At 57.6% G+C, this 12,666-nt stretch carries 9 protein-coding genes and 1 riboswitch; of the genes, 1 reads left to right on the forward strand and 8 read right to left on the reverse strand.

From position 1 onward, the window contains the following. Positions 1-4 precede the first annotated feature (4 nt). The 5 genes from HCN50_RS01070 to HCN50_RS01090 form a co-directional block, all read right to left on the reverse strand. Positions 5-1,795: a nickel-dependent hydrogenase large subunit gene (locus HCN50_RS01070; RefSeq protein ID WP_171707765.1), complete on the reverse strand. Its 1,791-nt coding sequence runs from the start codon at positions 1,793-1,795 to the stop codon at positions 5-7. A 23-nt stretch (positions 1,796-1,818) separates the two neighbouring features. Then, the gene (locus tag HCN50_RS01075) at positions 1,819-2,910 is read right to left on the reverse strand and encodes a hydrogenase small subunit (RefSeq protein ID WP_171707766.1); all 1,092 of its coding nucleotides are present in this window, start codon (positions 2,908-2,910) and stop codon (positions 1,819-1,821) included. 454 nt (positions 2,911-3,364) lie between these two features. Further along, positions 3,365-3,895, reverse strand: coding sequence for a GNAT family N-acetyltransferase (locus HCN50_RS01080; RefSeq protein ID WP_171707767.1), 531 nt, complete (start codon positions 3,893-3,895; stop codon positions 3,365-3,367). 56 nt (positions 3,896-3,951) lie between these two features. Then, positions 3,952-5,139: a hypothetical protein gene (locus HCN50_RS01085; RefSeq protein ID WP_171707768.1), complete on the reverse strand. Its 1,188-nt coding sequence runs from the start codon at positions 5,137-5,139 to the stop codon at positions 3,952-3,954. Between the two features lie 18 nt (positions 5,140-5,157). Next, a complete protein-coding gene (locus HCN50_RS01090) occupies positions 5,158-6,633 on the reverse strand; it encodes a coproporphyrinogen-III oxidase family protein (RefSeq protein WP_171707769.1) in 1,476 nt (491 codons plus the stop codon). A gap of 2,597 nt (positions 6,634-9,230) precedes the next feature. On the opposite strand from HCN50_RS01090, the gene HCN50_RS01095 reads away from it, so the two are divergent. Next, positions 9,231-9,809: a histidine phosphatase family protein gene (locus HCN50_RS01095; protein ID WP_171707770.1), complete on the forward strand. Its 579-nt coding sequence runs from the start codon at positions 9,231-9,233 to the stop codon at positions 9,807-9,809. Here HCN50_RS01095 and cobT read toward each other — a convergent pair. From cobT to HCN50_RS01110, 3 genes are read right to left on the reverse strand one after another with little or no spacing between them, the layout of a single operon-like run. Beyond that, positions 9,804-10,859, reverse strand: coding sequence for a nicotinate-nucleotide--dimethylbenzimidazole phosphoribosyltransferase (gene cobT / locus HCN50_RS01100; protein ID WP_171708399.1), 1,056 nt, complete (start codon positions 10,857-10,859; stop codon positions 9,804-9,806). The genes HCN50_RS01095 and cobT overlap by 6 nt on opposite strands. A 52-nt stretch (positions 10,860-10,911) precedes the next feature. Continuing rightward, positions 10,912-11,661, reverse strand: coding sequence for a precorrin-6A synthase (deacetylating) (gene cobF / locus HCN50_RS01105; protein WP_171707771.1), 750 nt, complete (start codon positions 11,659-11,661; stop codon positions 10,912-10,914). Positions 11,662-11,710: 49 nt separating this feature from the next. Then, positions 11,711-12,388: an energy-coupling factor ABC transporter permease gene (locus tag HCN50_RS01110; protein WP_171707772.1), complete on the reverse strand. Its 678-nt coding sequence runs from the start codon at positions 12,386-12,388 to the stop codon at positions 11,711-11,713. A 37-nt stretch (positions 12,389-12,425) separates the two neighbouring features. Further along, a riboswitch (cobalamin riboswitch) is annotated at positions 12,426-12,643 on the reverse strand. Positions 12,644-12,666: the final 23 nt, after the last annotated feature.

The raw sequence follows: 12,666 nt of genomic DNA on the forward strand, positions 1-12,666 counted from the left end.
TCCGCTAGCGGACCTTGACCATTGCCATTTCCTGGCCACCCGGCCCCATCACATGGGTGGAGCAGGCCAGGCATGGATCAAAGGAATGGATCGTGCGCAGGATTTCCAGCGGCTTCTCCGGATCAGCGATCGGCGTATCCATCAGCGAGGCCTCAAACGCACCGATATTTCGCTTTGGATCACGCGGCGAGCCGTTCCATGTCGTCGGCACAACGCACTGGTAGTTGTCGATCTTGGTCTCCTTGATCTTGATCCAGTGCCCGAGCGCACCACGCGGCGCCTCGGTAAAACCGTATCCCTTGGCTTCCTTCGGCCAGCTCTCCGGCTTCCATTTATCGATGTTGGCGGTAGCGGTGTCACCCGCTTTGATATTCGCCATAAGCTTGTCCTGGAAATGGCGCATCTGGCGCGCGGCCCATTGGCATTCGAGCGCACGCGTCGCAGTGCGGCCGAGCGTCGAGAAGAGTGCAGCGAAGGGAAGATCGAGTGTCTTCAGCAGCTTCTCGGTCGGTTCCTTGAACTCCGCTTTGCCTTGGGCGTGACCTATGATGTATCGCGCCAGCGGTCCCACCTCGACGGCGTTGCCGCGCCAACGAGGCGCCTTGATCCACGAATATTTGTCGCCTTCGTCGAGCTCCTTGATGTCGGTCCTGGTGCCCTTGAAATTGGGCCCGAGCTGGAAGTTCGGCTCGGTGACACCATCCCAGGGATGCAGACCCCTCGTTTCATCAGGATATTTGTACCAGGAATGGGCGACGAACTCCTGGATCTGCTCGGGATCGCCGTGATCGATCGGCAGGACTTCGCTGAAATTGCCATTGAGGATCACGCCGCGCGGCTGCTTGAGGTTTTTCGCGGAATAATCATTGGCTTTCTCGGGAATGTCGCCATAGGACATTACGCTCTTACCCGAGAGACCGCCGCCAAAGAGCCAATCCTTGTAGAAGGAGCCAATCACGGTAACGTCGGGCAGATAAACCTGCTCGACGAATTCGATCGAGCGGCCAATGATCGAGGATACCAGGTTCAGCCGCTCCATGTTGATGGCGCCCACCGCACCGGTACCATCAACATTGACGGCACAGGCCACGCCACCGACCAGCCAGTTCGGATGCGGGTTCTTGCCGCCATAGATGGCGTGGATCTTGACGACGTCCTTTTGGAAGTCGAGCGCTTCTAGGTAATGCGCCAAGGCCATCAGGTTCGCTTCCGGCGGAAGCTTATAGGCCGGATGCCCCCAATAGGCATTCTTAAAAGGGCCGAGCTGGCCCGATTCAACGAACTTGGTGAGCCTGATCTGCAGATGCTTGAAATAGCCTGGCGATGATAGAGGCCAGGAGGAGACCGATTGCGCCAACGCAGAGGTCGCCTTGGGATCGGCCTTAAGGGCAGAAATCACGTCGACCCAATCCAACGCGTGCAGGTGATAGAAGTGCACAAGATGATCATGCACCTGCAGGCAGAGCTGCATGATATTGCGGATCGAATTAGCATTCTCGGGAATGATGATGCCCAGCGCGTTCTCAACCGACCGCACCGAGGTGAGCGCATGCGTGCCAGTGCAGACGCCGCAAATCCGCTCGGTGAACGCCCAGGCATCGCGAGGATCGCGTCCACGCAGGATCGTCTCGATGCCGCGCCACATAGTTCCGGATGAGACCGCGTTGCGGATCACATTGTCGGAATCGAGATTGACCTCGACGCGGAGGTGGCCTTCGACCCGGGTCAGCGGATCGACGACAATGCGTTTGCCGGAATTGTCGAGCTTGAACCCATTGGATGTCTGGGCGCCCATCGTTGTCTCTTCCCTGAATTCGATTATTTTTCCTGAGCTACGCTGCCTGGATTCCGGGTCAGCCGCTTCGCGGCCGTGACCGCCGCGTGCGCGGCAACGGCTAGGCCGACCGCGCCGGCAGCGGCCATGCCGATCTGATCGGCGTTGGCCTCGATGCCGAATTGCCTGATGGTCGTCAGTCGATCGTAAAATGAGCCCTTGTCCCAGAAGCCGTCTTCGGAGCAGCCGAAACAGCCGTGGCCGGATTGGATCGGGAAGGAAACGCCGCCGTTCCACCGAACGGCCGAGCAGGCGTTGTAGGTGGTCGGCCCTTTGCAGCCCATCTTGTAGAGGCAATAGCCCTTGCGCGCGGACTCGTCGTCCCACCCCTCGACAAACTGGCCGGCGTCGAAATGGGGACGCCTATAGCACTTGTCGTGGATGCGCTGGGAATAGAACATCTTTGGACGCCCTTGGCGGTCGAGCTCGGGAAGCTTTCCGAACGTGGTGATGAAGGTCACCAAGGCGGTCATGACCTCTGCGATGGGCGGGCAGCCGGGCACCTTGATGATCGGTTTGTTCGTGATCACTTTATCGATCGGCGTCGCCCAAGTGGGATTAGGCTTGGCCGCTTGCACGCAACCCCAGGCCGCACAAGTCCCCCAAGCGATGATCGCCATGGAATCTTCCGCCATCGCCCTGAGCTTTTCGACGAACGGCTTGCCGCCATCAATGCAGAACATGCCACCTTCGTTCAGCGGCGCATTGCCTTCAACGGCAAGCACATATTCGCCCTTGTACTTGGCGCGGATCTCCTCGATGATGGCTTCGGCCTGGTGTCCTGCCGCCGCCATGATCAGGGCGTCATAATCCAGCGAGATCATCGACAGCACCACGTCTTTGACCAGCGGATGGGCCGAGCGGATAAAGCTTTCCGAACAGCACGTGCATTCGAGCCCGTGCATCCAGATCACGGGCACACGCGGCTTTGTCTCCAGCGCGTTGGCAATTTGGCTTGCCGCGAGCGGACCGAGCCCGAGGCTCGTTGCCGTCAAACTGCAGAATTTGTGGAAACTACGACGCGTGATACCCTGACGTCTGATCACGCCGTAAAACGTTTCCGCTCCCCCGCCCATAAATTCTTCCCCGAGATCTACAATCGACGACTTGCCGACGCTCGGGTAGCAAGAAGCAGGCCACTACCACACATGAAACACTTGAGAGATACAAGCCGTTTCCAGAAGAAACGCTCAAATTAGTCACGTAAGGGCGATGAGAGCCGGGGAAACGGAACGCATTCAATCAGAAAGCGGCAAGTAAGCTGTCGGCTATAGCTCCGTGACTTTGCGATCAGTCCGCCGTACACATCACGCAGGGCCTAACGAACACGATATTCTGGTCGAAGCGTATGCATGACCAAGTCGCTGTTAGACGCTATCTAATAGCCAAACATCACCTCGATGGGGCATCGCCACGTCTTTACTCGTCGAGCTCACCTTCCGCGCTTCCCGACGCGCTTTTCTGGGTCGTCGCGCGCCGCAATTCAGCGCCTCCCCTTCTTCAGCCTTTCACCAAACTGGTCCCTCAGCACTAGACTGGATTATCCAGGCTCACAATGTCCTCGATCACGTCAGGTGGTTCATCCCGGCCTGTGAGCCGCTTATCGTAGAAGATCACTGCATATCCGTGCAACATCCCTTCCTTGCGGCGAACGTAGCCAACCGTCTCATAAAGTCTTTGAGCCCCTACTTGGATCTTTGTCGTGTCGAGAATTATCCGCTTAAATCCTAGAGAGCCGGCTCGCGATTCCAATTTACTAAGAATCCTCCTCCCAAGCCCTCGTCGTTGAAAGGCGGGATCGACCCGCATCCGCTTCAGCTCTGCGACATCACCGTCAACAGGTTTCAATCCTCCCATGGCAACGAGTCGGGAACCAATATGCGCAACCACGAAGTCTCCGCCTGACGCGATGTATACTTCTCCAATGTTGCGTAAATCATCCTCCCACGCTCCTTCCGGGCCACGCACACCAACACTCTCCGATGCGCTTCTATGCATATGCCATACATTATCAGTATCCCCCGACTCAAACCGACGAAAGATCACCTCGTCTTGAGACATCGAACATCACCTTTCGACCGGTGTCGGACGCCGCACATCTGGCGCATACCGTCAGCTTACGGACGCGCCGCCGTTAACAGCCGCTGTGAAAGAACAGCCTCAACACTTTCCGACGCCTCAACTCCGACAATTGGACGACCCGGTTCAATCGTATATTTTAAAGCAGTAATACGGTGCATCCGGGTAAACTGATCCAGCGCATAAACACAAGACGCGCGCAGCTTTCCGATTTCAGGGCCGTGGCGTTCCATGACGGGCGAAATGGTTGCAGACCTAGGAAAGTCCGCTCTCCCTTCTAGCCAAGTTGGCGTGAGCTCCGCGCTTTTGCCCGGTGACAACCAGCGGAACACCTCGTGAATGCATACCTGCGGATAGTATTCGGACAGCCGATATACATCCCTATAAAATTGCGGTTTCTGTTGGAAGAGTTCTTCACCGGCTAGTAGCACCGAGACCGCCACGATGCGGGCAGAGAACCGGCCGCTCGGGCCAAGCCTGTTCTTGTAAGGATTTTTTCCGTAGAACACACGAAATTGGCCGAATAGGTCAGGCGACATATGCTCATAAAAGCGCGTCAGAACACAATTTGCTGACTCAAGGCGCTCCAAGCACACCGCAAGACATTGACGAGCGTCCGCGCCAGCACCGTCACGCAACTCAAGTAGAGCATCGATTGCTAGCTGTAGCTCGCTCTCGATGAGTTGGTGACCCAAGCAAAAATCTCGCTCTTCGACCCCAGCCGCGCCGAGGCAATATACGCGTGGATCGCTCTGTACCGGGTTCGCAAGAATCATATCTTCATACGAGAGGACCTCAATGCTAGGCTGCCGATGACGACTTAAGCGAGCAAGACGGCTCAGTTCCTCTCCCACCGTCAACTCGGCTTCCACCGGATGAAGACCGGCAAACGCTGACATCTGATAAGCACAGTTGACGAGATAGTGGATGTCGGTCTTAGCGATCGCGAAGTCGGGCTGCGGCAGATTCAGCAGCTGTACGTCATAGTCAGTCGACGCAATCATCGCATTAATGCTTCGTCCAAGAGCCTTGACCCCTTCATCTGGCCGTTTACTACCTTTGATCTCGGCAATGCAGTGCGGCAGCTGATCGGCTACAAAATTGCTGACAAGCCCAAGCGGGCGTTTTCGCTGCCCGCGATCAATGCTGTCGGTCAGATGAGAAAATATCTGCTGCGCTCGATAGGACGGCGGCTCCGGCGTGGAAAAGAATAAGCTAGCGACCATTGACGAGCGCGCCCGATTTCATCGAAAGACAGCTTGCATTTCTGCACTTGACCCGTATCTTGCGGCCGGCGAGTAGTCGTGTTTTTCGAGCAGATCGGTTCGCTTGTCTGTTATCCTGCTATCGTTGTACGCGACCCGCTCAAGCACATTGTCGGAGAAAAATTGCAGCGATACAGCGCCCGCGTTGATATTGCCGGCGGCAGTTAATGACAGCACGCCATCGTTCGAGATGCAGACGAGACCCGCCTCTCTTAAGATTTCAAGCTCACGGCAAAAGTATTTTTCAACCGATACTCCAAATTCCCGCTCGAAGCGGGAGAGCAACACTCCGCTGCTTCGCAAGGCAAACATTAACGTTCTGCGCATGAGGTCGTCCTGCGACAGTACAACCCCCTTCCACACTGGCTTCTCGCCTGCCTCAACCCTAGAAAGGTAGCGATCTAAATCTGCCTCGTTGTAGAACTGGCACTGGCTCATGTAACCAAATCCGCCAACCCCAAACGGGACAAGATTATTGTCATTCCAGGAATCGTACTTACGGCGCTGTTGAACGGAGTGTGGCTGCGACCTCTTAGTCCAATAGAAAATCGGCCCGTGGCGATAGCCGAGTTTCGTGAGGATATGTTCTGCCATAAAGTGCATTATGATGCGCTCTTTAGCCCCGGCGAATTGATATCGCCCTCTAGCCAAATGGCGGGCTACGGGGTCAGTCGATTTAAACATCAATGGGAATACATTGAACTTCTCTATGCCCATGTCCAATAGGCCGATAATCGAGTCGTACCAGCTCCGGAGCGTTTGCTGCGGCAGCCCATACATGAGGTCAAGCGACAGATTCTCAACGCCCATCTCATTCAGCAGTTTTACGATTTGTATCACCTCCTCCACACCGTGCCCGCGGTTCAGTATGCGCAAAATACTTCGATCTAGACTTTGAACGCCAAGCACGAAGCGGTTTACCCCACCTCTAAGCAGAGTGGATATGCGATCCGCAGCGTCCGCATGCCTCACAAGAGAGGGATGCAATTCGAAACTTACTTCGGCCCTCGATAAATCAAAGCGCTGATTAGTCATATCAAATAGTGTTTTGAGTTGATGGTTGGTCAAAAACGAGGGAGTGCCACCTCCAAAGAAAGCAGTCTCGACATCTCTGCCAGCAAGCGCCGCATCTGACCAACTCATCTCCTTATTCAAAGCCGCCAAATAACGTTCCACTCGCTCGGAAGATGGATTGATTTCCTTGGCGAAGTGGCAAAAGGTGCAATACTGATTACAGAAGGGGATGTGGAAATAGAGGTCAATTGACGACGCGACCTTATTCAACAACCTTTCGGCATCCAGGTCCCCCATTGCCTTGAGAGGCGGATAGGTGCCGACGAGATAATCGTTGTGCGTATCAAGGTGCAAGTTTCGCGATCTCAACATGTCTAGGTTAATCTCGTACGAACGGTCGATCGCGAATTCCAGGGCCTCCGAATAGCTTGGCGCGTTCATGCTTGGGGTTCCTTAGTTTTCGTGTTTAGGCAAGCCGCGATGGCAGCTGCGGCCACGTCCCATAAATCTCTTCTTTGGCCCGTTACTGAAGCAGCACATCTCGATCAGCGACCTGCATTCGCCTTCCACTCGACCCAGATCAGATCGCACGTCGCGATGCGCACGGCGAGACACGCGGGATGACTACAGATTGTCGAGGACAGGCAGGTGTCGCGGCCAACGCGAATATTCTTCGTGCGTTGCGAAACCTGACGGCACTCAGTGCGGCGCCTCTGTCGTTGATTTGGGTTAATCGAGTAAGTTTCATCTAGCTCCTGCGCCAACGACTGGAAGAGCGGCATAGTCGTGCGGATCCTTTACCATCTCCCAGCAATCGACGTGCCACCAAGCACGTTTGTGCGGGCCTTGCTTGAAGAGTGAAAGCATGTGCTTCGCGCCGCGGCGACGGAATACTTCCCGCCTCGGCGTCGGTTTTCGAACATACGCGTCTTCAACCGGACACGCTGAATACGACACCACCATCGTAGCATCCATCGATTTCGCAGCCGTTTCGATGCGCGTGTCGATCCCGCCCTGAACCGGTTAGGGCCAGAATTGCTTGAAGTGGGCATGACAGCGATAAAGAAGCCCGTAATACGGCGGTGCCAGGGTTTTGGGCCGTTGCCGGCTCTGGCGGCATTTTCCAACTTTCCGGAGCTCCGCGGGCAGTTGGCGAATGGCCTTGGGAATAGCATTACCCCCTGACTTCAGGGGTGTGAGATCAAATGCAAGATCTCTAAGCGGGCCTTATACTCGCCACAGTAAAGAAGCCCGATCCCTCTCGGCGGCCGAGCGGGAAGCCAGCCTCGGAGGAGCGACGCTGCTACACATCGCACCAGCTTCCGTCGGCAGAGGGATGGTGCCGACGGTTCATTTGCGGCGAGGCGTTCGCCGTTAGCTTTGGCCACGGGAAGGCCGATATCCGTTCCAAACGAAATCTAGCTCGCTTCCTTTTCTCGAAACAAGATCGAAGGAATTCAGCCCAACGTTCGCGTCAACAATATCGACAACGGCCTCAGTGTTTCCCTTCACGTAATCTTATGACGGTCCTCAAAGACCATGCTTCGCCGATAAACCCCACGGAAACGGATATTCGGCAATACTTCACCTACTGACTGATCCTGATCCACGACGGAAATGACGTCGAGTATGTGTGCCACTCTGCGCCGCACTGCCAACGACTTCGCCTGCATCTTCGCGATGATTTTGACTGCGATAACGTTCGATCCTGTTGACCACCTTGCAGACGCATTCGAGACCTGCATTCGGCTGCTCCGACAGATCGCGCAGTGAAAGCGCAGTTGAGGTGGACTCAACTATACCGAGGGAGCGGCCGAAAACCTACACGAGGATCTGTCCTTGGTTAGTGAGCACCGATGCAACCTGGGGGCGCTTGTCCACGCCGGGGCCAGCGGGGATGCAACTTGCGCTGCCCGTCTAATGCCGGCTCCACTGGAGATCCGCCCGATTGATGCTCTGAGTAACACCTGAACACGTTCTCAGAGCCAGGCGTTAGTCCGCAATTGTTTTGAGGCTAAGTCAGCAGCTTACACGTTAAGGAGGCCTCCGCACAGTGGTTGCTATTATGCGCACGGCCAATGACGCTCACGTCTCTACGAGAATGCCCTGCGAGCACGCCGGAACATATGAAGCAAGAACGTCGGAAGCATGAGAAGTGGCGGGCCATCAGGACATCTCAGCTTCCCGAATTCTTCCTTGCGCCTTTTCATACACACTGTGACGATATCATTCGCTAAGTCGGAAACATCGCTTTGAAAGCATACAACCTGACGCTACGTGCGATTCAGGTGTCACTTGAAGGTCTTCGCACGAGTTTGTGAGAACTTTCGGCTTACGGATCTGCTCTTCGCTCGTTTTTTGTGCAGGAATCGTCCGTCGCCTTTCGTGCTTCAAGTCTGAGCCGCTTGCGCCTCAGTTTCGCCACGCGGTGGAGATTTGCGAAGCGCTCGGGATCAGCGTCATGACCCGGAGCTGTTCCACAAGTTGCCGGAATGCTTTGACGTTAATAGCAGGTGACTGCAAACGGCTTCACCCGGAGGCGTGAGCGCGCCTAGGGAAAATCATGCGCTTTGATGCCGATCCGGAAGTCAACTCTTGCGTTTTGTGCATCGCCAACGCATATACGCACCACGGTAGCGCGATGCGCTATCGCAGCCCTCCTTGGGCGTTTCCTCCCTGGACTTGGGCCGCTTGTTCATTACAAGCGGCCTCTTTTTCTCAGTCGCCCCTATGGCGACACCCCGGCAATTCTTTCGGAAATTGGCTTGCGCAGGTTGGTTAGACGACCGCCACACTCGCAACGAGTTGCTACACTTTGGCGCGAGCGCCCATAGCCGTCGCATTAACGAGAAGGGCCGAGCGCGATCATGAGAAAGTGGTCTGACGCGCGAGGCAACGCGCCTTCGTGTTGCAGGTCGGCGCCGGGGGTGTTGAGATACGCATTTTGCTCCGGCCGTGATATCAGTCCTTCGCGGTAAAGCCTCCGCGGGCGAATGTTAAAGATGTTTCTCGCATTGATAAGCATCGGAGATATAGGGATGGAAGGGGAAGCCTTTCTTTGGTTGGTCCGGCATGCGGTAGTCGTCAATACTATCGAAGGAACGATCTCGCCTTCGGGCGCTCCGGCCGATCTCAGCGATCGGGCGCATTTGGACGCCGTGCGAAGGCGCTTGCCGCGGGACGCCGCAAGCTATGCGAGTCCGTCTCAACGGACTGTCGATACCGCGCGCGCATTCGAGCTTGATCCGATTCTCGTGCCTGAGTTTCGGGAGCAGGACTTCGGGGATTGGACCGGCCGACGTCACGACGATCTCGCCGCTCTCGGAGAAGAAGGGTACGCCGAGTTCTGGAAGGATCCCGCTCGTTCAAGCCCACCCGGCGGCGAGAGCTTCGAAGATCAAATTGCGAGGGTTCGGGATGGATTTCGTAAAATAGCTGCTGGTCCAGCAACGCTCGTCGTGCATTCCGGCACTATTCGCGCCGCGCTCTGCGTAGCTCTCGATATCACACCGCGAGCAGCGTTGCGCTTCGTAATCGATCCGCTGTCGATCACCCGAATTGATCGGCTACGGCACGATTGGCGGATTGTGTCGGTCAATCAGAATGTCGCGTTATGAGCGATTCGGAATGCTGGCTTGCGCGAAGGTCGCCATGCCGTTGTGCAGAGCGCATGCAAGCCGCAGGATCGGCAATGCAAGCGCGGCGCCCGACCCCTCCCCTAACCTGAGGTCCAGATTGAATAACGGCTGCACATTCAGCGCCTCAAGAACTAGGCGGTGCCCCTGCTCGGCCGATTGATGCGACGATAAGAGAAAGGGCCGACACGACGGATTAAGATGCACCGCCGTCAACGCCGCGACGGACACGATGAAACCGTCGATCAGGATCGGGAGGCGACGCTGTGCGGCGGCGATGATCGCGCCCGTAATAGCAGCAGTTTCAAGACCGCCGACCGCGCACAGGATCCGCTCGGCAGAAGTTCCTGGTCTTGTAAGGTCATGACGAGCCAGCGCTGCATCAATCAGGTGCGCCTTGCGCGCACGGCTGTCTGCATCGATCCCGGTGCCATTGCCGGTCACCTGCTCGGCGCGGATGCCAAGCAGGGCGGCGGCGACTGCCGCAGAAGTCGTGGTGTTGCCGATCCCCATGTCACCAAGGATCAGAAGATCCGGCTCTGCTGAGGCCGCCCGCGCGATAGCGCGCTTGCCGCAGCCGAAGGCGAAGGCGACCTCGCCCAACTCAAGCGCCGCTTCCTTGCTGAAATCCCGGCTGCCCTGGCGCGGCTTGTCTGTCACGACTCCCGGGACGGGCTGTTCGGCGAGCGTTCCGGCATCGACGATTTCCAGACTTAAGCCCAGTTCGCGCGCGAGAACCGAAATTGCTGCACCGCCTGACGCGAAATTCGACATCATCGCGATCGTAACTTCCTGAGGATAGGCCGATACGCCCTGCGCGACGATGCCGTGATCCCCTGCAAAGACGATGATCGGCGCGCGCTCGGCTCGAGGCCGGTCGGTTTGTTGCAGACCGGCCAGCTCGATCGCGAGGTGCTCGAGGCGACCCAGCGCACCGGTCGGCTTGGTGAGCTCGGCCTGACGGGCCAGGGCGGCATCGCGATGGAAGATCGAAACGCCCGGGCACTCCTGGTAGACCCACTCGGGTAGCATGTCGTCCTGCCCTTGGTGATTGTTCAAAATGCCAGCAGCCTTCGTACGAGTGCTACGACACGCGCTTGAGGATGTAGCTATCCATGATCCAGCCGTGCCTGGCGCGTGCTTCCTGTCGGGTGGCAACGATGCCTGGCCCCACTTCTGCGAGCGCACCTGACATGGTGATTTGCCGGGGCATCCCGAGATAGGCGCCCCACCAGATATGTAGTCCGTTCGGATCGAGCCACTGGAACGCGGCACCCCCATCGAGCATGACGACCACGGTGTCGGTGCCGGACGGCCAACCGCCTTCGCGCAGCCGCCGTCCGGTGGTGACGAGAAAAGGCTCCCCAATGTCGTTCAGCGGCAGTGAATGTGCGGCGCAAAGCGCCTGGATCGACGTGATGCCCGGGACGACCTCGATCATCGGCAACGGATCAAGCTTTCGTGCGATCCGCAAGCTCGAATCGTATAGCGAAGGATCGCCCCAAATCAGCAGGGCAACGCGCCCGCAATCACCGAGATGCGCCGCAATCGCTCGGGACCAGCTCACTGCGACGGCGTCGTGCCATTCGTCCACTCCCTTGCGGTAGCCCTCCTGCGCCGTGTCGCGAATGGGCAGGTCGAACTCGGCAACGCGCGTACGGCTGTTCGTCAAGGCTTGCGCGCAAATCAGCCGGCGCAGGTCGGCGAGATCGGACTTTACCGGGCCCTTGCGCGGAATCAGCACCAGGTCAGCCGCATTGATTGCGCGGATCGCAGCAAGCGTGAGCTGCTCGGGATCGCCGCAGCCAATGCCTATCAGGGAGAGTGTCAGCATCGCGTTATGAGTCGGGGCGGCCGCGACTTGCGACCGCCCTTAGGCCATCTCAGGCGGCGTTGTGAAGCCGATAAGTAACAAGACCATCGGCCGTCACAGCTCTCAGTGATTTCGCCAGTGCCAGCACGGCTAGATCGGCCAGCGGCTCAATTACTATGACGAGCGCGTAGGAAGCGGCGAAAGACGCGATGGAGGCGAGGTTCTCGGCCGCAAAGCCCGCACCATACAGCGCCCAGAAGGCGACCCACGCCACGATTCCGGATTGATAGGCGGTCGAAAGCGCAAGTGCCTGCCGATACTGCAGGTCAACATAGGCGGTGTTGCGAGGAATGATCCGCCCGGCCAGCGCCTGGATCGCAAACAAAGGCACCAGCAGCGTAGTCACGTTCATACCATATTGCGGCAGGTCGGTCGGCACGAAGAACAGCCCCTGCAGCAGAAGACCAAGCGCCAGGCCGAACGCGGCTGGCGCTGCGCCGAACAGGAGAAACAGCGTCGAGCCGAGAATGAAATGCACCTCCGAGACCCCCATCCGGAAATGCGGCAGGAGTTCGAAGAACGAGAAAACCAGGACCGTTGTTGCGATGGTGCGCACCGCGAATGAAACAACCCCCTGCTCGCGCACGGTTTCGACCGTGAGCTTGAGAGCGCAGCCGCCGGCAACGGCACCCGTCGCGTAACTCAGCATGAGCTTGGCGCCCGTAACGGTACCTGGTTCGATATGCATGACTTACGTCCCTTCTGCCGTCACACCCGACGGCGCTGGTGTTAAGAATTGCAGGGCCGGTCTCCTCGCTCGCGGTTCGAAACGGGTCCTGGCTTCCCAAGCTTGACGGCCCAGTGGCGGATCGGAGCCCCTCACCGCTTACAGGCGCGGGCGCGGCCGGAGCTTTGGGCGCCGCATTCACGTCCGCCCTTGCCCGTTCCCGATTATGCTCCGGCGCTTTGCTCCGCTTCGAGCACCATGCCTGCTCTGTGTGCTCCTTCCGAGGAGACGTCAAGGGG

The sequence above is a fragment of the Bradyrhizobium archetypum genome (assembly GCF_013114835.1).
GTDB lineage: Bacteria > Pseudomonadota > Alphaproteobacteria > Rhizobiales > Xanthobacteraceae > Bradyrhizobium > Bradyrhizobium archetypum.

Coding starts and splice junctions, on each gene's coding strand:
- cobF (WP_171707771.1), bottom strand. CDS start 11,661: ATGCTGACACTCTCCCTGATAGGCATTGGCTGCGGCGATCCCGAGCAG.
- HCN50_RS01080 (WP_171707767.1), bottom strand. CDS start 3,895: ATGTCTCAAGACGAGGTGATCTTTCGTCGGTTTGAGTCGGGGGATACT.
- HCN50_RS01110 (WP_171707772.1), bottom strand. CDS start 12,388: ATGCATATCGAACCAGGTACCGTTACGGGCGCCAAGCTCATGCTGAGT.
- HCN50_RS01075 (WP_171707766.1), bottom strand. CDS start 2,910: ATGGGCGGGGGAGCGGAAACGTTTTACGGCGTGATCAGACGTCAGGGT.
- HCN50_RS01070 (WP_171707765.1), bottom strand. CDS start 1,795: ATGGGCGCCCAGACATCCAATGGGTTCAAGCTCGACAATTCCGGCAAA.
- cobT (WP_171708399.1), bottom strand. CDS start 10,859: ATGCTACCCGAGTGGGTCTACCAGGAGTGCCCGGGCGTTTCGATCTTC.
- HCN50_RS01085 (WP_171707768.1), bottom strand. CDS start 5,139: ATGGTCGCTAGCTTATTCTTTTCCACGCCGGAGCCGCCGTCCTATCGA.
- HCN50_RS01095 (WP_171707770.1), top strand. CDS start 9,231: ATGGAAGGGGAAGCCTTTCTTTGGTTGGTCCGGCATGCGGTAGTCGTC.
- HCN50_RS01090 (WP_171707769.1), bottom strand. CDS start 6,633: ATGAACGCGCCAAGCTATTCGGAGGCCCTGGAATTCGCGATCGACCGT.